This is a genomic window from Oceaniglobus sp. K40-3, assembly GCF_055808395.1.
Genome location: NZ_CM147868.1, coordinates 1,212,725 through 1,233,384 on the forward strand (window position 1 = coordinate 1,212,725; position 20,660 = coordinate 1,233,384).

Genomic DNA, 20,660 nt, shown 5'->3' on the forward strand with positions numbered 1-20,660 from the left:
AAAGGGCTTCGACAATGACCAATATTCATCCACTCATCATTTGCGGTGGAAACGGCACCCGGCTGTGGCCGATGTCGCGCACCGAAAGCCCCAAGCAGTTTCAGCGCGTCGGGGATGAGGCATCGTTGACGTTCTTTCAATCCGCCGTCGAACGGCACCGGGGCGACGGGTTTGAAAAACCGTTGATTGTGTCATCGGTCCGGCATCGCAATACGGTGGCTGGCCAACTGGCCCAGATCAAAAGCGACGCGCAACTGATATTCGAACCCATGGGCCGCAACACCGGCCCTGCGGTTCTGGCCGCTGCCCTGTCGCTGTATGGGCAGAATCCCGATGCTCTCATGTTGGTTGTTCCGTCTGATCATGTGATCGAGGGCGATCTGAACACCACGATTCTGGCCATGCGTCAGGCGGCGCTGGATGGTCATATCATCACCTTCGGGATCAAGCCGCGCTATGCGGAAACCGGGTTTGGTTATATCACCGATGGTGGGCCGATTGCCGAACACCCCGGCCTTCACCGGGTGCATCGCTTTGTGGAAAAGCCCCCCTGCGCAAGGCGCGGTTGCTGGTGGAAAGCGACATCGCCTATTGGGCTTCGGGGATTAGCATGTTTTCGGCGGCGGTCCTGATCGAGGAATACCGCAAGTTCGACCCCGACAGCTTTGTTGCCGTGCAACAGGCGTTGGCCCACGGGCTGAGCAACGAACGGGGCTGTCTGCTGAATCCCGATCACTTTCGTCATGCGGCAAGCCTGCCAACCGAACAGGTGGTGTTCGAGAAAACCCGCCGGATCGCGCTGGCCCCTCTCGATGTCGATTGGAGCGATGTGGGAAGCTGGTCGGCGATGTACGGGATTTCCAAACCCAACCACGACGGCAATGTCTTGCAGGGCGATGTGATCGCCGTGGAAACCAGGAATTCCATGGTGCGCAGCGATACCCGGCTGGTTTCGGTGGTTGGCCTGTCGGATGTGATCATCATCGACACCCCCGATGCGTTGTTGGTCACCAGGGTGGGCCATTGCCAGAACGTGAAAAAGGTGGCCGAGCATCTGAAAGCGGCCAAACGGCAAGAGGCGGAAAAACACAACGGCAGCACCGCCGGTTGGGGCAGTTACAAGCAGTTGATTGATACCAACGGGTTGAACCTGTCCACGCTGACGCTGAACGCCGGCACATCGCTTGATGTTGATCCTGCGGGGATGCGCGAACTGACGGTGGTGGCCGGTTCTGTGGTGGTCAGCAACGGGCGCACCCAGACCGATCTGGCCGAGGGGGAACGCGCGCTGCTTGACCCAAAGACGATCAGCCGGGTCAGCAACCGCACCGATGAACCTGTCGAACTGCTGATGATGACGCAATCGGCATCTCTTGCGTTGATCGACAGCATAAACGCCGTGCCCGCCGGGACGGCCCCGAACCCGAGCGTGCGCAGACTGTGGCGCGCACGCTCAGCGATGAAACGGTCACCCATGTCCGACTTGCCTGACGTACTGGCATCTTTTCTGCGCCGCGTCGCCATGGTCATGGTCGGCGGGGCAATGAGTGTCGGCGTTGCCGCTGCCGCGCCCGACCGCCCCGAGGACCGCGCCATTCGCGATGGCATCACCGGGTTGTCACAGATGTTGGACGATCCTGCGCGTCTGGCGCAATCGGCACCGGCCTTGTTTCAGGCGGCGGGTCTGTTCGATCTGGTCGCGCCAACCGCCCCGCCCGGCCCGATCCGCCCCGCACCGGGGCCGGTTCATTCGCGCGACGCGGTCGAGGGGCAGCCCCTTGATCTGCGCCTTGCCCTGACCATGCTGACGCAGATTGCCGGCGCAACCGACACAGGTGCCGTTTTGACGGCCCAGGGCCCCGACAGCACCCTGCGCGCCCTGGTGATCCGCAAGGGTGATGCGACGCTGGCCGATGTCGATCTGTTTCTCAGCCAGTATCACCTGCAAGCCCCCAGCACCGACGGCAATCTGACCCTGACCGTGCCACTGGTGATCTGGGAGGGCGCCTCGCTGACCCTGACGCCGGGGCAAACCCTGGGGCTAAGCCGCCCGGACGGTGCCTTTTTGGTGAATTTTGGCCATCTGGCGATGACTGGCGCCCAGGTGCGCAGCGAGGGCCGCGAAAACACCTATCTGCCGCGCTTTGCCCCCTTTGTGGCCATGACCGGCAGTGGCAGTTTTCACATCAAGGACAGCCGGTTTCAGGATCTTGGATTTGGCCGCACCCGCGCCTTTGGCGGCCTTTCGGTCATCCGCAACAATCTGATGGTGGTGCGCCACCGGTCGTTCATCCGCAACAGCCTGTTTCAACGGGTGGTTTCGGTTGTGATCAGCGCCGCCGCCGATATCCACATCGACGGCAACCGCATTCAACAGGCCCGTGGCACCGGGCTGATACTGGCCAACAGCCCGCGTGCGCGGGTCGTGTCGAACCTCTTTGCCGGCGCGTCCGAATTCAACGCGGTGCAGGTGGTTGAAGGGTCGGTTGATGCCGTGGTTTCGGGCAATGTCGTGCTGAACGGTGAAAAGTCGGGCATCGTCGTGCGCAGCAGCAGCCACCGCCCCTATGTGGCCAACAATCTTGTCTGGCACCGCACGGGCGGTGGCATAACCGTGGATAAATCCAACTGCGCCAGCATTCTGGCGAATTTCGTGATGGACAACACCCAGAAAGGGATCGAGGTGCGCAGCAGCGACGGATCGCTCGTACGGGACAATCAGGTGTTGTCAAACGACAGTGCGGGCATCTGGATTTCGGCGCAATCTCCGGGCGCACGCACCTTCATTGTGCAAAACGTGCTGCATGACAACCGTTCGGGGTTGGCCTCGGCCACCGCGGAAAACCTGATCCTGTCAGGCAATGATTTCACCGGGCAGTTCCCCCGGTTCCTGTCGGGCGATGTGGCAAGGCAAAGCCATTATATCGCGCAGGATCTGGATGGGGGAACGCCGCTTTTGTTGACGGCGGCGGGGGGCGCGCCCGTGCCGGATGCCATCAGCCCCTGCGCGCAGAACTGAACGGGGAACGCAACGATGATCCGAACCATCTGTCTTGCTCTGCCGATCGCGGTGCTTCTGGTCAAGGGGGTGGCGGCGCAGGGCGTGCCGCTGACCATGCCTGTCGATGCCAAAACCCGCACCATCAGCGTGGTCACTGACCGGGGCCTGACCCGCACCAATCAACTGCCCACCGCCGAATTGCGCGCGGCACGGCGCGCCATGAACAACGATGTACGGCTGAGCAATGATGATCTGCGCGCCCTTGCCGACCGGGGCGATGGCATGGCCGCCTGGCGCTATACCAAGCGGTTGCAGGCCATGGGCGCGGGGGGCATCGGCCTCGGATATCGCGCATTATGCGGCAATCGCGGTGGGGCAGGGGCGGGTTTACGGCCTTGATGACATGATTTCCGGGATGCGCCGGATCGAACCGGGAAGCGAACCTGCGGCGCGGTTGAACCAACTGATCAAGGTGCTCTATGCTCATGCCTGGGCCGGAAATGCGCTGGCCCTGGATGCGGTGATCGAATTCAACGGCGAAGGGCGGCTGTTCGGCGCGCTGTCAAACGCCACCCGTGACAGAATTCTGGAGCAGGCCAAAACCATGGATGGCCGGGTCGAGCTGCACTTTGCCCTTGATCTGATGAGCAAGCCATCACTGAGCAAATCCGACGCGTCGGTGGTGCGCGGCTATCTCGAACGGGCGCGGAAATCAACGAATCTGGCGGTCATGACGACGGCGCAAAATCTGATCGGCCTTCTGGATGCCAAAACGGTACAGGCGGGCGCGACAAAAAGCTAAGGTGAGGACAGGGATGAAACGACTGGTGGGGCTGGTCTTTGCATTGAGTTGCGGCATGATCGGGGCGTTTCAGGCACAGGCACAATCGGCCTATGGGTGCAGCGACCTGTCGGCGCGCGGCGATCTTCCGGTGATCGAGGGCAAGGAGGGCGTGTTCTTTCGCGTCAATCCCGACATGCGGAATTTCTACAGCGTCTCTGATGAAACAATCGACCTTGTGGGCGAATTGTCCGAGGCGCTGGCCACCACGGGCACGGTGCTGATCTATCTGCCGGTGCCGACAAAAAGTCTGGCCATGCCCGGATACCTGACATCCGAGGCGGAAGATTTCGGGTTTGACCCGGATCTGGCCACGACCGTCTATCTGGATGTGATCAAGCGGCTGGAAGAACGCGGCGTTGCCACGGCCGATCCGCGCCGCGCGATGGTGCAGGCGCAAACCAGCGCCCCGGCCTATTTCAAGGCCGATCTTCGCTGGACAGTGGCAGGCGCCCGCATGGCCGCCGCAGCCGTGGCCGCGCGTTTGGGCGCGCTGCCGGATGTGGCATTGCCGGGCAAGGGTGGGTTCGCGTCGTCCGCCGGTGAAACCGTGACGCTGGAATCGGATATGTTCGCCCAGATTCAGCAGCATTGCCAAATGACCATTCCCGCCGTGACCACCGCCAGTTACGCCACCCGGCCCCCCGTGGCGCAGCACAGTCCGCTGACAATTCCATCTTTGCCAGCACGCAGCAGGATGGCCCCATCGCAGTTGTCGGTACGGAATTCACCGGCGAACCCGCCACGAATTTCACCGGCTTTCTGGCCGAACAGACCGGGGCAGATGTGGTGCAGTACACGGTCACCGGCGGCGGGGCCTTTGGCGCCATCAGTTCATATCTGACCTCGGATGCGTTTCAGACGGCGCGCCCCGGCGTTCTGGTGTGGGAAGTGCCCATAGAAGAGAACCTCGCGCAGTTCGGTGACCAGCCCATGCGCGAATTGATCGCGGCGGCGGGCAATACCTGCCGGGTGCCGCTGAACGTGTTTTCAACCGAGAACCCGAACCGGATCAGTGTTGATCTGAACGAATTGGATATCGGGTTGGATTACACCCTTTTTGTCGATTCCTTGGGCGCGGCCAGCCCGAGGCAACGTTTACCTTCCGGTCGCGCGACGGGTTGTCGCGGTCGCGCACCATCCTGCGCAATCCCGATCAGATTCACACCGGGCGGTTCGGGATGCCCATGTCGGGGCTTTGGGTCGGTGGCACATCATCTGTTGACATCGAACTGACCGCGCCATTTGGCGGCGCGCCCCGCGTCGTGGCCTGCTTTTACTCCGGGAAAGGCTGACTTTGATGCTGAAACCGCTGATCCGTGCCGCCATTGGTGCATCTGTCCTGTTGTCTGTTCTTGGGGCGTCGCCCGTGCAGGCGCGTACCATTGAGCTGGCCTTCCTGCCGCCGGCGCTTGAACCCCAGGACGTTTGCCGGTCCGCGCCCGAGGACAAGCCCAATGACCTCACGGTGGAAAGCGGCGACGACGAGGAACTGACAAACCGCCTGCGTATTCTTTATCTCAACCGCGATATTCGCCGGCTTCAGTCCGATGACGCTGACCGCTGGTTTGATTTCATCAGCACGTTGATCACCCGTCTGGCCGAGGTCGACGATGATTTCGCAGGCAGCAAAGAACTGTTGGCGCGGGTCGCGCTTTATATTGATGCGGGGCGGCTGGATGAATTGCGCACGGCGGGGTTGATCGACGATCTGCGCGTCCGTGCCGATCAACTGACCAACAACCAACGGCTTGTTCTGGCGCAATATTACATGACCGCAATAGGCGTGGCCCGTGACGAGGATTTCGCCCGTGAACTGATCCTGAATGCGGCCTTTGGCGGCAATGCCAACGCGTTGCTGCAACTGGCCCGTATGGAGCTTGAGGGGCGGCCGGTCGAAGGCTGGGATGCGCCGCTTGATCTGACGGTGACCATGGCCTTTGGTGGTCTGCTGGGGCAGATGAATCCGGGTGTATGCGGGCGGGCCGAACGGATCGCCCGTGAATACATCAACGGCGAAATCGTCAGCCGCAACCCCGAGATCGCCTATGCGTGGTATAAATTCGCCGCCGATATGGGCAGCGCCGAAGGGGCGTGGCGGGTGGTGGAATTTCACCTTTCGGCAGATGCCGCCAAGAAAGACAACGCCGTGATGCTGCATTATCTGCGGCTCGCGGCCGAACGGGGCATTGCGATTACCGATGGTCAGGTCGATGCGTTGAAAGCCACCGGCGCGGTCAGCGATGAGGAATTGCAGGATATCCTCGGGTTCAATTATTCCGAAGATACCGGACGCCATCGTCCCTCGGTTGCGCCCCTGCTGAGCCTTGCGGTCAACATTGACGGGATCGACCCCGACGACGACGACACACCCTATATGAAATATCTGCGCGAACTGACGGCGTTGCCCGATGCGCCGGGTTGGGTGTTTACCGCTTTGGCGAAAGAGGTGCTGGTGCGGCGCGGGCGTTGGGCCGGAGAGGCCGAAGCGATGATCCTGCTGGAAACCGCCGCCAAGCTGCGCGACGGCGAGGGCACCCGGATTTTGGGCAAGATGCTGGTGCGGTATCGCGATGATCCGGTTCAGTTGGGCCGCGCCATTGATCTGCTGACCGAGGCGGTGACACGCCATGGCATGCCCGAGGCGATGGATGACCTTGATACGCTCTATCGTTGTCAGGCCAATGATGCGCCGCGCCTGCACGAGGCCGATACATGGGCGCGGAATTATGACGCATCGCTGTATGGCGCTGTGGGTGTGTCGGCCACCGATCTGATTGCCCTTGATCCGTTCAAGGAACCCCTGACCGTCGCCCAGATTCAAACGCAGGCGCTGGATGGCCGGATCAAATCACTGGCGAATTTTCTTGAGCGTATTCAGGTCGATCCATTCGCGCGCAACAGCGCCCATCGCCGTTGGGCCGACCGGATCGACAATTCCGATCAGGCGCTTGAAGCCTTTGCCGAGCTGGAATTCGAACTGGCCACCAACCCGTTTGAACGAACCCTCGCGGTCGAATTGTTCCGCCGGATCTATCTGAACAACGGGGTGACCACCGCGCTGGATCTGGCCATTGCCCTGGTCGAGGATAACGCCAAGGTACCTGAAATCGCGGATGAAATCATTGATCTGCTGACCCGTGCCGGCAACCGCGGCGAAGGGGCGTCGATCCGCCTGAAGGCCCGGCTTTTGGCGCCCGATGTCAGCGCGCGGGCGGTGTTCGAAGAGTACGAACAGACCATCGAGGATCGGGGCGATTTTCTGGCGTTGATGTTCGCGCTGCCCTTTGTCACCCCGCAAAAGGCCGAGGATTACTTTGATCGTGCGGTTTCCCTCATGACCTGTGGCACCAAGGACACCGATGAATTGGGCGAGGCCCACGCCCTGCGCAATACGCCGGTCCTTGCCTATCACTGGCGCCAGATCGGGCTGATTATCGAGGGCGGGAATGTTCTGTCGAAACTGCGCCTGTCGGACCGACAGATGGCGGCGTTCGATGACGGTGCCGCGCCCAGCGAACTGAACGTGTATCAGCGGGCGCTGGACGATGGTGATATGGCCGCGCACCGCCGCCTGTTCCGTCTGACGGCTGATCCTGATCTGCGCACGTATAACCCTTCGCAGGCGGTGGATCATCTGTTGGCACTGGCCAACAGCGGCGCGCCGGGCGATTTGACCTGGGTTCTGGCCAATTACCGCAAGGCCGTACAAGAGGTGCGCGATAGTGCCGCCGGGCGGTTTGATGTGCGTGCACTTTATCAACAGGCGATGCGGGCGGGCGATACGACGGCCAAGGTCGAATTTGCCCTGCTGCTGCGCAACACCGCCCGCAGCCCCGGCGATCTGGTCACATCGGCCCGCCTGCTGGGCGAAGCCGCCGAGGCCGGCAGCCCCGTGGCGATGGCCGAATACGGCTATGTTCTGGGCTTTGGTATCGGGGTTGAGAAAGACACCGATCTGGCTATCATCTGGCTGGAGCGGGCCGCATTGGTGGGGCAACACCGGGCCAGCGGCCTGGCTGATTTGTTGCGTTTGGGGGCAGGGCAATGATCCGTGCATGTGCATTGGTGGTGGCGTTGATCGTGCCCGGGGTGACATTGGCGCAGGATTGCCCGACCGCGCCCGAACCGGTGTTCAGCCTGGCCTATGGCAGCCGGTATTCCGATGCCGAAGGCAGCAGCAGCACGCTGGACGCAAAGGCAAACCAAGATGTTGACGAGGCCCTTGGCCCTATCGACGATTTCCTGCGCGCCCTGACCAGCGACGCGAACGAGGTGTTTGCCGATGACGCAAACAGGCCTGCCGTGGCCGATTGTGTGCTGTCGCGCATGGCGGTCTGGGCGCGCGCCGATGCCATGGGCGATCTGCGCTCGAACACTTCGCAACTGACCATCGGGTCGCGCCTGTCGGCCTTTGGCATGGCCGCGCTACAGGTTGCACCCTTTGCCAGCAACGCCGAGGATCTGAATGATGTGCGCGACTGGCTGAACCGGCGTCAGCGGGCGCAGATGAATTTCTGGGAAACGGCGCCCGACGGCGCGGCGCGGGGCAACCTGCGTGCATGGTCAGCGTTGGCAGGAAATGCCATCGGAGAGCTGAGCGATGACGCGGTGATGCTGGGGTGGTCGGCCTGGTCCACAAGTTACATTCTGTGTTCCGCCAACGCCGATGGCAGCCTGCCGCAGGAGATGAGCCGGGGCCGGTTTGCACTGCACTATCAGCTCCATGCCCTTGCGCCGCTTGTGGTTACGGCGGTGCGGCTGGCGGGGCAGGGGGTGCCCGTGGCCGGGCAATGCAACGATTCCCTGCGCCGGGTGGTGGAATTTACCGAACGTGACCTGCGCGATGGCGCCCAAACGCTGGCGATCACCGGCAAGGTCCAGACCTTCTTTGATGGCAGCGATCAGGTCGAAGGGTTCAACCTTGCCTGGATCGAGGCCTATCTGACCCTCTATCCCAATCCGGCGCTGGATGCACTGGCCGCGCCGTTCCGCCCGTTAAGCCATTCCAAGCTGGGGGGCGATCAGACGGCGCTGTGGCGATAACAAGAGCGGTGCCGGTTACGCGCCCAGCAGATCGGTAAGGGCGCGCCGCGAGCCGGGCGACATCGGCCAGCGTATAGCGATCCAGCGTTGCAAAAAACGCCTCCTGGGCCTCGGCGAGGGGGCGCGCAAGCCACAGGCGGGCAGGATGAGGCAGGATTTATTCGGCCCGAAACATTCCACCACCGGGTCATTGCGTTTCATCGCGCGCACGACATCACCGATGAGGATCTGATCGGCGGGGCGGGCAAGGATCAGGCCGCCGTTGCGCCCGCGTTCCGACGCTGCAAACCCTTCGCGGGTAAGCTGGCTTGCCACTTTTGACAGGTGGTTTTCGGACAACCCATAGATCGCCGCGATTTCCGACGTGGCAACCCGCGCAGGCGTGCGTATCGCCAGCATCATCAGAACCCGAAGGGCGTAATCGGTGAATTTGTCCAACTGCATGATCGCATATTTAGCATTTACAATGCGCAATTAAAAGAGCTAGATAATGCGCATCATGAATACCCATTAGGGAGCGCGTGCTATGTCATTTTCCGAAGCCTTTCTCTGGCCGGGAACCAAGGTTTGCGAACATCTGGGCGTCGACCCCGAATCGGATGCCGGTCTGATCCGATGGTTCGTCAACACGTTGTTTTATCTGGTGGTGGGTCTGGTTATCGTCTGGATCATCGTCGCGTGACCATGCCGCCGCGTATTCCCGTCACCGAGGCACAGATCGACCGGGTCGTGGCGCGGTTCTATGCCCGTGTCCGCATGCACCCGGCCCTTGGGCCGATTTTTGCGTCCCATGTGGCCGATTGGCCCAGCCATGAAGAAAAGATCGGCAGGTTCTGGCGCAATGCGCTGTTGCTGCAACGCTGTTATGATGGCAACCCGATGCAGGTTCACATGGCGGCGGGCAACGTCAAGGCCCGGCATTTCGATGTCTGGCTGTCGCTGTTCGACATTGTGCTGGCCGAGGAATTGCCAGAGCCTCTGGCGCAATCATGGTCGGCGCTTGTTCACCGGATCGGGCGCGGGCTGCGCTATGGTCTGCCGCCGGAACCGGGCGCGGCAGAGGTGCCCAATCTCTGCCGAACCTGAAACTGCGCCGGTCATGTCGGTGCGGCGGCTGTGTCGGGTGTTGCGGTTTTGCCCTTCGCCCGCTTCTTGCGTTTGCGCCCTTCGCCCAGCATCAGCATCGCTGGCGTGACCACGAGGGTCAGGACAGTTGCCACCACCAACCCCCCGGCGATGGCCGATGACAGTTCGGTCCACCACTGGGTGGAGGGCGCGCCGTAAACCACCTCTCGGGTGAAAAAATTGAGGTTCACGCCGATCACCATGGGCAACAGCCCCAGCGCCGTGGTGACCGAGGTAAGCACGACAGGGCGCAGACGTTGCGCGCCCGTGCGCAGGGCCGCTTCCATGGGTGCCATCCCGGTGCGTTTCAGATCGTTGAACGTGTCGATCAGAACGATGTTGTTGTTCACCACGATCCCGGCAAGGGCGATCACCCCGATTCCGCCCATGACCACGCCAAAGGGCCGCCCGGTGACGATCAGTCCGAACAGCACACCGGCGATGGAAAAGATGATCGCGCTCATCACCACAAACGCCTGATAGAAATTGTTGAACTGGATCACCAGAATCACGAACATCAGGAAAATCGCGGTGAGAAAGGCACCCGCCAGAAAGATCATCGAATCCTGCTGATCCTCGGCCTCGCCCGCGAATTTCGCCTCGACGCTGTCGGGCAGATCCATCTTGTCGATGGCGGCGGTCAGCGCGATCGCCTGGTCGTTGACCAACAGGCCGGGGGCCACGTTTGCCTCGATGCTGACGACGCGGCGCTGGTCGATCCGGGTGATGGTGCCGGACCGCGGGGCAGGTTCGAAGGTCACGAAGTTGGAGATCGGGACAAGGCCCGCACTGGTGGGCACCCGCAGGCCCTGCAATGCCTCCAGCGTGCGTTCCCCCGAGGGGAACCGCACCCGGATATCCACCGATCCATCCGCATTGCCGGGGCGATAATCGGCCACGGTGATGCCCCGTGTCAAAAGCTGCACCGCCTGACCGAGGGTTGAAATATCGGCGCCGAACCGCGCCGCCTCGCTGCGGTTCACGGCGATGCGCCATTCCACCCCGGGCAGGGGGCGGGTGTCGGTCACATCGGTGAAACCGCCGATCCGGTCCATGGCGTCGCGGATTTTCTGAACGGCGGCGGCCTGCACGTTGGGGTCGCGGGCGCGCACCCGCAGGTTTATCGGCTTGCCCCCCGATGGTCCGTTCGAGGCGGCCTGTACCTGCACATCGACACCGGCGATGTCAGACATCTGTTGGCGAATCTGTTCGTTGATGATTTCGGCCTTGCGGCGGGTGTTCCATTTTGTCAGCTCAAGCTGGATGGTGCCGATCACGTCTTCATCCTGCTGGCCACCGCCGGTGGTTGACCGAGCATAGACGCTTTTGATTTCGTCGTAATCAAACAGGCGTTCTTCGACCCGGCGCACCAAGGCATCCTTTTCGTAGATCGAGAAATTATCCCGGGCGCGCACCTGCACCTGCACGAAATCAGGTTCGACCGAGGGGAAAAAGCTGATCCCGTTGCCAAACTGGCCATAGGCGCCGAATCCGGCCAGAAGCATGGCAATGGCCAGGGTCAGTGTCGCGCCGGGGTTCAGGATCGCATATTGCAACACCCGCACATAGCCGCCGGTAAACCCGGTCAGCGTACGCGGATCGCCCAATTCGGCGGCGTGCAGTTTGGCCTTGTCCTTGGCCGATTGGGGCGGGCGTTTGCCGATGATACCGCCGACCACGGGGATAAACACCAGTGCCATGAACAGCGAGGCGGTGAGGGTCAGGATCACGGTGATCGGCAGGAATTTCATGAATTCGCCGACGACGCCGTTCCAGAACAGCAGCGGAAAGAACACCGACAGCGTGGTCGCGGTGGACGCGATGATCGGCCACGACATGCGCTTGGCGGCAAAGGCATACGCCTCGCGCGGGGGCTGCCCTCTTGCAGCTTGCGGTCGGCCAGTTCGGTGGTGACGATGGCCCCGTCCACCAGCATCCCGACCACAAGGATCAGTGAAAACAGCACCACGAGGTTCATGGTATATCCCATGACCCAAAGCACGGTCACACCGGCCAGAAACGCCCCCGGAATTGCCAGCCCCACCAGAAACGCGGACCGGATACCAAGCGCCCAGACGATCACGATCATCACCAGAATGATGGCCGCGATCACGTTCGCCTCAAGATCGCTGAGCATGGTTTTCACCTGCTCGCTTTCGTCCTGCATGTAATCGACATGCACGCTGTCGGGCCAATCCTGTGATGCCTCTTCGATCAGAGCGCGCACGGCGGCGACTGTTTCAATGATGTTGCTGCCCGAGCGTTTCTTGATCTCAAGCGCCAGCGCGGGCTGGCCGTTGATCCGGGCAAAACCTGTCGGGTCTTCAAAGGTGCGGCGCACGGTGGCGATGTCGGAAAAGGTGACAACGGTATTGCCCCGCACAATAACGGGCAGGTTCATCACATCATCAAGATTCTGGATCAGGCCGGGAATTTTCAGCACAATCCGCCCGGCGCCGTTTTCGATGGCTCCGGCGGCGATCAGGCGGTTGTTGCGGTTGATCTGGCTGATCAGTTCTTCAAAGCTGATGTTGTAGGTTTCAAACACCGTCGGGTCGATCAGTACCTCAAGCAATTCGTCGCGCGAACCGCCCACATCCACCTCAAGCACCCCTGCCAACCCTTCGATTTCGTCTTTCAGGTCTTGGGAAATGCTGTTGAGGGTGCGTTCGGGAACCGGCCCGGACAGGATCGCCGTCAGGATCGGGAACAAAGCGGTGTTGATTTCGGTGATCGTCGGGTCGTTGGCATCGTCGGGCAGTTCGGCTTTGGCGCGGTCCACCGCCTGACGCACCTTGTCAAGCGCCTCATCCGAATCAAAGCCGGGGTCAAACTCCAACTGCACGCTGGCATGGCCTTCGGCGGCGTTGCCGGTCATCTGTTTCAGGCCTGTCAGGCTCGACAGTTCGGTTTCCAGCGGTTCGACCAGCAAGCGTTCGCTGTCGTCGGGCGTGATGCCATCAACCCCGGTCGAGACATAAAAGAACGGAATCGGAATCTCGGGCGAGCTTTCCTTGGGAATCGCGACATAGGCATAGGCCCCCACGGCCAAAATCATGACCAAAGCCATGACAACGACACGGGCGCGGCTGAATGCGGCGTCGATCAGCGTGTTCATTTGCCGGGCTCCTGCGGCGTGGCGGGGGCGATCAGTGTTGCGCTTTCGTCGTTTTCGGGGGTGGGAATTGCGATGCCGTCGGCGGTTTCACCGGTGTCGGGTTTTGCGGCGGGCTCCGGCTGTGGGTCGGCCCGTTCGCCGGCGTTCACAAAGCCCTGACCGATGGTCACGATCCGCGCGGTATCAGGCAGGCCCGACACCCAGATGCCATCGGTCTGGGCGCGCACGATTGCAATCTTGTGAAACACGACAACGTTGTCATCGCCCACCGTTTTGATCCCCAGCGTGCCGTCGGTGTCCAGCGACAGGATGGCGGGCGATACGAAATGCGCGGTGACCGATCCGGTGGGAATGCGCACCTTGGCGCTGATGCCTGCGGGAATTGCGCCATCTGCGTTGGCGACGTGAATTTCGGCGGTAAAGGTCCGGGTTTGCGAGATCGGCGCTGCTGCCCACAAAGGTGACTTTGCCGGTGGTTTCGGTTCCGGTGATGAAATTCACGTCGGCGGGTTGGCCAATCTTGATCTCGGAGCGGGATTGCTGGGGAATCTGGATGGTGATGGTCAGCGGGGTGTTATCGACCACCCGGCCAATTTCCGCGCCAAGCGAAACATACTCACCCTCGGCCAGATCCAGCGCCTCTAGCCGGCCGGCGAATGGTGCGCGGATTTCGGTGTTGTCCTCGGCCTCTTGCGCCTGGGTCACGGCGGCTTGGGCGGCGGCCAGGGTGGCGCGGGCCTCGGACACGCGATCCTGGGTCGCAACCCCGCGTTTCAACAGCGCCTCGGCGTTGTCGAATTCGCGCTGCGCCCGGGCCAGTTCTTCTTTGGCGCGGGTCACATCGGCGGCGCGGCTGGCAACATCAATCTGCGCGATGATCTGGCCGTCGGTCACATCCGCGCCCTTGGAAACCAGAACCTTGCCGATCTTGCCCGCGGTTTCGGCGCGGATCATCGTGTCACGGTCGGGCAGGGCCTGACCTTCGGCGACGAACACCTGTGCCACATCCTGTGCCACCGATTGGCGCACCGCAACCGTGACGGCGCGCGGTTCGGTCTTGGCCGCTGGGGGCTTTTCGGCGCTTTCGCTTGCGGGAAAAACGAAACCACTGCCCATCCAGCCCACAATGAGGATGGTCAGCCCCATCGCCAGCCATTTTGAACGCGAAGATCCGGCGTCGCTGTCAAAAGCAAGCGGCTCGGGCGGTGCCGACGTGTCGTCTGCCATTGGAATTCTCCTGTCGCAGGGGGCAAGGGCCCGGTGCGGTGTTTGGTCTGGTATCAGTCGCGGCCCTGATCGAACCGCGTGATGGCATCGGCGATCGAAGCGTCGATGGCGTCATAGAATCCGGCGTAATCATCCAGTCGCTGGCGAATGTCGTCGGCGTCGTCGGGCAATTCGTCAACGGTCAGGCTGATTTCCGATTTGGCCCGCAGGGTGCCGGTGCGGGCATGGCGCAGCATGGTGGCATAGGCATCTTCGGCCAGTTGGAAATAATCCTGACGCTCGCCCTTGCGGTTCAACCGGCGGATCAACCCGCGTTCCTCAAGGAAACGGACGCTGGTGCTGATCGTGGCGCGGCTGACCTGCAACCGGGTGGCCAGATCGCCAAAGGAAACCGCGCTGCCGTCAAACACCAGCATGGCCAGAAGCTGTCCGCACATGCGCGGCATACCTTCATGGTGCGCGACCATGCCCATGCGTTCGATGAACGCGGTGCGCACGCTGTCAATGTCAGGTCTGTGGTTCATTTGGCCTCCGTTCCGCGTGCAGATAATGTGCATGTCATCGGCGGTCAAGTTCGTTCAGTTATTTCTGAACGAAATAACCGAAGGTGACGTGGGGGCAGTTTGATTGCAAATTTCCACAGGAAAGCGATGCCGGGCCGTGCCCTAGCTGTCGGCGCCCAGCAATTCGGCCGCGATGGTTTTGGCCACGGGGCGGGCTTCGCTGATCGACATGCCCGAGTGCATGCGGCGGTCATACAGCATTTTCAACATCAGTTCGTCTTGACGGGTCAGCAGCGCGAATTCTTCGTCGTCGTTATAGATCGACGGGCGCGCGGCGGGGCTGTCGTTGGGCAGGCCCAACCCCTGTGACAATTCTTCGTGAATGCAGGACAGACGCAGCAGATCCGGGTGTTCGGCACGGATCACCGCCACGGCGCGGGTATAGGCACCGTCGGTGTCGCCATCCATCGCAAACACCAGACAATAGGATGATCGGGGCATGTCGATCACTGTGCGGATGGCCAGATCGCTGATTCCGGGCACCAGTTGGCGCAGACGCGGGCCAAGGGCGCGGCGTTCCTGTTCATTCACAATGAACACATTGTAATTGCTGTTGGAACTGACCTGATGGATGGGCAGGCCGGTCAGCCGTGACAGCCGCGCGCCGAAACGGGTGATGGCGCGACGGTCATGAATGCGTTTGGTTGCCGATACGGTTGCGCCGAATTCCACCTGCATCCGCACCGGTTGTTCCCAGCGGTGCAGGCGGCTGGCGGTGGCGCGGGCCACAAGTGTGCCGCCGACATTGGCATATTCCTCAAACAGGGCGATCTGGATAAAGTTTTCCACCAGTTGCCGGGCGCCAAAGGGGGTGTCTGTTCCGCCGCCATCGCGCCGCAGCAACCCCTGCGCCAAAAGGCTGTTCTGGATCCTTTGATAATAAATGCCCAGTTCATGACTTTCGGCGCCCGGGTCCACGTTTGGCTTGGGCGTGGGTTTGGCCTCTGGCTTGTGGGCCGGTCGGGCCGGGGGCGTGGAACCGGCTTGACTGGGGGGCATATCGCAGCCCGCCAACCCGATCAGCGCCGCCATTGCGCCTGTCCATGCCCACCTGAGTGTCACGCACTTAGCCCGGAATCGATGTGGCGGCCACATCGCCCGTGCCGGTGGCGCGTGCCTTGGCGGATGACAGGGTATCTTTCAATTCTGCTTCCATCTTGCGCAGCTCATCCTCGGCGGCGGCGCGTTTTGCCTTGCCATCGTCGGCAATCTGCAACGATTCCTGAATCGTGGCGATCAGATCGGCATTGGCGGCCTTCACCGCTTCGATGTCGAACACGCCGCGCTCCATCTCCTGTCGCACGACCTTGTTGCTTTCGCGCAGGTTCTTGGCGTTCGAGGTCAGCAAATCGTTGGTCAGATCGTTGGCTTCGCGCACTGCCTCGGCGGCTTCGCGTGACCGCTGGATCGTCACCGCCTGCGCCAGTTGGGTTTCCCACAGGGGCACGGTGTTCACCATGGTGCTGTTGATTTTCGTCACCAGCGATTTGTCGTTTTCCTGGACCAGCCGGATCGAGGGCAGGGATTGCATGGTCACCTGGCGGGTCAGTTTCAGATCATGTACCCGGCGTTCAAGATCGTCGCGTGCCGCGCGCAGATCGCGCAGTTCCTGCGCCTTCATCACGCCGGTTTCTTCCGGCGCTGCGTCAACCTCGGCCTGTTTGGCGGGAATATCGGTGGCGTCCAGACGTTTGATCTTTTCCTCGCCGGCCGCGATATACAGCGCCAGTTCGTCGTAAAACGAAAGCGTTTTATCATAAAGGATATCGAGGGATTTGATGTCTTTGAGCAGGGTGTGTTCATGCTCCAGCAGCCTGTCGGTGATGCCGTCGATCTGATCCTGCACGTCCTCGAACCGGGCGGTGAATTTGGCCATGGGCGCCAATTGCCCGGTCAGCCGTTCCCACCATGACCGTTTGCGCCGCACATCCAGTTCCGACACCGAAAAGCCGCGGATCGTGGTGACGATCTGGCGCAGGGAATCGCCGGCAGGGCCGACATCCTTGTTGCGCACACCGCTCAGCATGGATTGGCTGATTTCCTGCAACTCGGCCTGTGCGGCACTGCCAAAAGCCACGATGGAATTCGTATCGTCGATGTCGATTTCCCCGATCCGGCGTTCGATCTCGGCGGCAACCGGTGCATCGGCCAGTTCATAGGGCACCAGTTCACCGGCCGGTTCAGACAGAACGACGGCCGCCACCTCGTCGACTTCGGTTTGGCGGTCGGCGGCCTTTTTGGCGATAGTTTCTGACATGGAACAAGACACTCCCTTATGGGTCTGATTACCGGGTTACTCGTTGATCGGGCCGCGTACCAGCCCGTCACGCTCCAGACGGTCGCGCAGCACCTCGATTTCGACATCCAGATCACTGCGGTCTTCCAAAAGCAACTTTCGTGTGCGGGTTGCGAATCCCTGTTCAAGATCATCAAGCAGGGCCATATAATCGGTCCGGGCCTTGGCATCGCGGGTGCGGCTGTAGATGTCGGCGAATTTCACCGTCGCATCCCGCGCGCCCATCAGATAAACGCCCAGATACTTGCGCGCCGAGGTCAGATCGCGGGGGTCTTCCTCGACTGTGCGGCACATATCGCGGGCGGTCTGCACGAAATGATCGACCCGGGTTTCGGCCTGCCGATCCCCCGCGCGCAGGATCGCATCCTTGATCGCCGCCAGATATTGTTCGGCCTCATCCACCACGCGCGCCACACGGTGGGCCTGATGGGCGTCAACGCCTTCGGCGCCCTTGTCGTGCAGGGGGTCAGCGCCGAAGGCCATGAAATGCAGCCCGGCGCCCAGAACGGCAAAAATCACTGGCGACACGATATCGCCGCCAAACAGGCCAACAAGGCCAAGCGCGGCACCGGTGATCACCGAGGCGAAAATCTTGCGCGGGATGGCGGGGCGTTTGGCCACCCTGCGCGCGTCATAGGCCTCTTGGGCCAGCACGCCTTCGCGGGTCAACCATGCGGCCAGCATCAACAGGCCAAAGGCACACAGGTTGATGGCCAGGCCAACCGGTTCTTTCACAAAAGCCAGAGGCAACAGCGGAAACGGCGCGATAAACAGGGCATTGACCCGTCCGCCCGCCTTTGAGCGGGTTTTGCCCGCCCATGCGGGTTTGGGCGACGTGTCCTTGTCGGCGTTGTCGGGGCTGAACTCTCCGCCAAAACGCTGCGCCATGTCAGGCGCTCCCCCAGATGGAAACGTAAAAGATCAGTGCCACCAAAAGCACGAAAGACATTCGCTGCATCGCCCCATTCCCCATTTCGGCCTGCGCCAGTCGCGCCCGCCCCGCATCCGCAGCCCGGCCCACGGCGGACATGACCCCAAGCGCCAGTGCCGCCAGAATGGCAACGAACAGCAATACGATCGCAAATCTGGCCATCGCGTTCGGCCTCCTTCAAACCGTTGATGGCAGACTAGGCCATCGCGCCCGGTCTGCCCAGAGGTCAGACAATCTGCCTAGCCCCCAATCGAATGCGTCTTGACCGGCGTACCCTGATGGGACTGCCGCTCGCGGTCCAGTTTCCGTTTATAGCCGGACTGGATCACCTCGACCGCGACGAGAACCAGAACCGAGAAATAGAAGGTGCTTTTGCTCATCGGAATGATGTCATAGCCGAACACCTTGATTTGCAGCGCGGCGTCATGGCTCGCATGGGCGGCAGCAGGCCCCGCTTCGCCCAACAGCACGACACCGACGATCAGCAGGATAAACAGGCCCAGAACCTCGTACATGCGGTTGCGCTCCAGAAACCGGGTTACCCCATCGGCCAAAAGCACCATGGCGACACCCGACAGGATGATCGCCGTTGCCAGAATCGGAAACACATCGGTGATGGCCAGCGCCGACAAGACCGAATCAAAGGAAAAGATCAGGTTCATCATCACGATCAACGCCACGACCTTTACCGCGGATTTCGCGGATTTCGCTTCGACATCAACCTGCAAATGCTGCACCGAAAGCATGTGAGATATTTCTTTCATCGCCGTGTACATGATGAATACGCCGCCGAATATGAACACGCAGGTGGCAAAGTTCACCCCGCCTTCCAAAAGGCCCGGCCAGTTCATCACGAAAAACGGGGTCGCCAAGGCATCAATCAGCCGGATCATCACGAACAGCAGCACCACCCGCAGGGCAACGGCAATGATGATGCCCCAGAACCGCACCGCCCGTTGATGGGCCACTGGCGCACGCTGGCTCTCGATCGAGATATAAAGCAGGTTGTCAAATCCCAGAACCGCCTGAAGGAAACACAACATGACCAGATGGCCCAGATTTTCGATGGTCAACAGGTCTGCCATGGGGCCAATACTCCAACTATCCCTGTGGTATTAAAAAACCGATGTGCGTGCTTGTGCCAAGGGTTATCTGCGGGGGGTGTTGCCGGGTTTGCGTGGTGCGGGGCGGCCCGTTCGCTTTTGCGCCGGCTTCAGTTTGGGCGCGCTTTCCATGCCCAACTGATCGCGCAGGACGCGGCCCTTGATCTCTTCCACCTCACCGGCTTTCAATTCGTTCAGCCGGAATGGCCCATAGCTCAGCCGGATCAACCGGCCCACCTTCAGGCCCACGGTTTCCAAGGCCCGGCGAATCTCGCGGTTCTTGCCTTCGCGCAGGCCCACTGTCAGCCAGGCATTGGCGCCCTGTTGCCGGTCCAGCGTGATGTCCATACCCTGAAACCGGTCGCCATCCACGGTCACGCCCCGGCGCAAAGGCTCCAGCATGGCGTCACTCGGCGTGCCGTTGACCCGCACCCGGTACTTGCGCAACCATCCGGTGCTGGGCAATTCCAGCTTGCGCTTGATGCCCCCGTCGTTGGTCAGCAACAGCAGGCCTTCGGAATTGATATCCAGCCGCCCCACCGACATGACCCGGGGCATATCCTCGGGCAGGCGGTCAAACACCGTGGGGCGCCCTTTTTCATCGCGGGCGCTGGTCACAAGGCCGACAGGTTTGTGATACAGCCACAACCGCGCGGGGGCGGGCGGTTCAACCGGTTTGCCATCGACGGTGATGATGTCGCTTTCCGTCACGTTCAAAGCGGGCGAACTGATGTGGCGTCCATTCACGGTCACGCGACCGTCTTCGACCATGCGTTCGGCATCGCGGCGGCTGGCCAGGCCTGCACGGGCCAGAACCTTGGCGATCCGGTCGCCGGGAGGGGGTGTTTCACTCATGGGGCCTTCTACGCTGCCCGGCGGCCCGTGAAAAGGGCAGGCGTAACGTTCCGCTGCCCCTTGCCGCCCGTTACGGGGCGGGCAATGTTGCGCCATGACGTTTCGTTCGCATATGTCGCTGGCGCTGGAACAGGCCCGCATTGCCGCCACCCGGGGCGAGGTGCCCGTGGGCGCCGTGGTGGTTGGCCCGGGGGGCGCCGTCCTGGCGGCAGAGGGCAACCGCACCCGCGAACGCCACGATCCCTCGGCCCATGCCGAGGTGCTGGCGATCCGCGCCGCCTGTGCCGCCCTGCAAAGCGAACGATTGAGCGGTTGCGATCTTTATGTGACGCTTGAACCCTGCGCCGCCTGCGCCGGGGTCATTGCCGCCGCCCGCATCGCGCGCCTTTATTATGGTGCCGCCGATCCCAAATCCGGCGGGGTGGCCCATGGCGCGCGGGTGTTCACCCACCCCCAGGCGCATCACGCGCCCGAGGTCTACGATGGCATTGCCGCGATCGAGGCCGAAGCGCTGCTAAAGGCGTTTTTTCAACGATTGCGCTGACCGGCGCGCA

At 61.7% G+C, this 20,660-nt stretch carries 20 protein-coding genes and 2 pseudogenes; 11 read left to right on the forward strand and 11 right to left on the reverse strand.

Annotation, left to right across the window (positions count from 1 at the left end; genetic code table 11):
* Positions 1–14: 14 nt before the first annotated feature.
* From AC0L7P_RS06225 to AC0L7P_RS06260, 8 genes and pseudogenes are all read left to right on the forward strand, one after another.
* A complete protein-coding gene (locus AC0L7P_RS06225; protein WP_473434931.1) occupies positions 15–632 on the forward strand; it encodes a sugar phosphate nucleotidyltransferase in 618 nt (205 codons plus the stop codon).
* Positions 572–3,019 carry a right-handed parallel beta-helix repeat-containing protein gene (locus AC0L7P_RS06230; protein WP_473434932.1) on the forward strand — a complete coding sequence of 816 codons (2,448 nt, stop codon included), beginning with the start codon at positions 572–574 and terminating at the stop codon, positions 3,017–3,019. Before AC0L7P_RS06225 ends, AC0L7P_RS06230 begins: the two co-directional genes overlap by 61 nt.
* 15 nt (positions 3,020–3,034) lie before the next feature.
* Positions 3,035–3,400, forward strand: coding sequence for a hypothetical protein (locus AC0L7P_RS06235; RefSeq protein WP_473434933.1), 366 nt, complete (start codon positions 3,035–3,037; stop codon positions 3,398–3,400).
* A complete protein-coding gene (locus tag AC0L7P_RS06240; protein ID WP_473434934.1) occupies positions 3,372–3,803 on the forward strand; it encodes a hypothetical protein in 432 nt (143 codons plus the stop codon). Before AC0L7P_RS06235 ends, AC0L7P_RS06240 begins: the two co-directional genes overlap by 29 nt.
* A 55-nt stretch (positions 3,804–3,858) precedes the next feature.
* Positions 3,859–4,449, forward strand: a pseudogene (locus tag AC0L7P_RS06245) (alginate O-acetyltransferase AlgX-related protein); the annotation flags it as partial.
* A complete protein-coding gene (locus AC0L7P_RS06250; protein ID WP_473434935.1) occupies positions 4,434–5,078 on the forward strand; it encodes an alginate O-acetyltransferase AlgX-related protein in 645 nt (214 codons plus the stop codon). The pseudogene AC0L7P_RS06245 and the gene AC0L7P_RS06250, both read left to right, overlap by 16 nt.
* A 64-nt stretch (positions 5,079–5,142) precedes the next feature.
* Complete coding sequence (locus AC0L7P_RS06255; protein WP_473434936.1) at positions 5,143–7,893, forward strand: tetratricopeptide repeat protein; 2,751 nt, start codon at positions 5,143–5,145, stop codon at positions 7,891–7,893.
* On the forward strand, positions 7,890–8,888 hold the full coding sequence (locus AC0L7P_RS06260; RefSeq protein ID WP_473434937.1) for an alginate lyase family protein: 999 nt from the start codon (positions 7,890–7,892) through the stop codon (positions 8,886–8,888). The genes AC0L7P_RS06255 and AC0L7P_RS06260 overlap by 4 nt, the downstream gene beginning before the upstream one ends.
* A gap of 15 nt (positions 8,889–8,903) precedes the next feature.
* Here the strand turns inward: AC0L7P_RS06260 and AC0L7P_RS06265 are convergent, their stop codons facing one another.
* Entirely contained in the window at positions 8,904–9,332 is a 429-nt protein-coding gene (locus AC0L7P_RS06265; protein WP_473434938.1) for an RrF2 family transcriptional regulator, read from the reverse strand.
* Between the two features lie 82 nt (positions 9,333–9,414).
* On the opposite strand from AC0L7P_RS06265, the gene AC0L7P_RS06270 reads away from it, so the two are divergent.
* Complete coding sequence (locus AC0L7P_RS06270; RefSeq protein ID WP_473434939.1) at positions 9,415–9,570, forward strand: hypothetical protein; 156 nt, start codon at positions 9,415–9,417, stop codon at positions 9,568–9,570.
* A 2-nt stretch (positions 9,571–9,572) separates the two neighbouring features.
* A complete protein-coding gene (locus tag AC0L7P_RS06275) occupies positions 9,573–9,974 on the forward strand; it encodes a group III truncated hemoglobin (protein WP_473435411.1) in 402 nt (133 codons plus the stop codon).
* Positions 9,975–9,985: 11 nt separating this feature from the next.
* Here the strand turns inward: AC0L7P_RS06275 and AC0L7P_RS06280 are convergent.
* The 10 genes and pseudogenes from AC0L7P_RS06280 to AC0L7P_RS06325 all read right to left on the reverse strand — a co-directional run bounded on the left by AC0L7P_RS06280 (position 9,986) and on the right by AC0L7P_RS06325 (position 20,106).
* Positions 9,986–13,131, reverse strand: a pseudogene (locus AC0L7P_RS06280) (efflux RND transporter permease subunit).
* Entirely contained in the window at positions 13,128–13,400 is a 273-nt protein-coding gene (locus AC0L7P_RS06285; protein ID WP_473434940.1) for a hypothetical protein, read from the reverse strand. Before AC0L7P_RS06285 ends, AC0L7P_RS06280 begins: the two are co-directional and overlap by 4 nt.
* On the reverse strand, positions 13,390–14,358 hold the full coding sequence (locus tag AC0L7P_RS06290) for an efflux RND transporter periplasmic adaptor subunit (protein WP_473434941.1): 969 nt from the start codon (positions 14,356–14,358) through the stop codon (positions 13,390–13,392). The genes AC0L7P_RS06285 and AC0L7P_RS06290 overlap by 11 nt, the downstream gene beginning before the upstream one ends.
* 53 nt (positions 14,359–14,411) lie before the next feature.
* Positions 14,412–14,882, reverse strand: a complete 471-nt coding sequence (locus tag AC0L7P_RS06295; protein ID WP_473434942.1) for a GbsR/MarR family transcriptional regulator — start codon at positions 14,880–14,882, stop codon at positions 14,412–14,414.
* Between the two features lie 141 nt (positions 14,883–15,023).
* A complete protein-coding gene (locus tag AC0L7P_RS06300; protein ID WP_473434943.1) occupies positions 15,024–15,953 on the reverse strand; it encodes a DUF2927 domain-containing protein in 930 nt (309 codons plus the stop codon).
* 34 nt (positions 15,954–15,987) lie between these two features.
* Positions 15,988–17,178, reverse strand: coding sequence for a toxic anion resistance protein (locus AC0L7P_RS06305; protein ID WP_473434944.1), 1,191 nt, complete (start codon positions 17,176–17,178; stop codon positions 15,988–15,990).
* 36 nt (positions 17,179–17,214) lie between these two features.
* Positions 17,215–18,105, reverse strand: a complete 891-nt coding sequence (locus AC0L7P_RS06310; RefSeq protein ID WP_473434945.1) for a 5-bromo-4-chloroindolyl phosphate hydrolysis family protein — start codon at positions 18,103–18,105, stop codon at positions 17,215–17,217.
* Position 18,106: 1 nt separating this feature from the next.
* Positions 18,107–18,310, reverse strand: coding sequence for a hypothetical protein (locus AC0L7P_RS06315; protein WP_473434946.1), 204 nt, complete (start codon positions 18,308–18,310; stop codon positions 18,107–18,109).
* 77 nt (positions 18,311–18,387) lie between these two features.
* A complete protein-coding gene (locus AC0L7P_RS06320; RefSeq protein WP_473434947.1) occupies positions 18,388–19,233 on the reverse strand; it encodes a TerC family protein in 846 nt (281 codons plus the stop codon).
* Positions 19,234–19,296: 63 nt separating this feature from the next.
* The gene (locus tag AC0L7P_RS06325) at positions 19,297–20,106 is read right to left on the reverse strand and encodes a pseudouridine synthase (protein ID WP_473434948.1); all 810 of its coding nucleotides are present in this window, start codon (positions 20,104–20,106) and stop codon (positions 19,297–19,299) included.
* A gap of 94 nt (positions 20,107–20,200) precedes the next feature.
* Between AC0L7P_RS06325 and AC0L7P_RS06330 the strand changes: the two genes are divergently transcribed.
* Positions 20,201–20,650 carry a nucleoside deaminase gene (locus AC0L7P_RS06330; RefSeq protein WP_473434949.1) on the forward strand — a complete coding sequence of 150 codons (450 nt, stop codon included), beginning with the start codon at positions 20,201–20,203 and terminating at the stop codon, positions 20,648–20,650.
* Positions 20,651–20,660 lie beyond the last annotated feature (10 nt).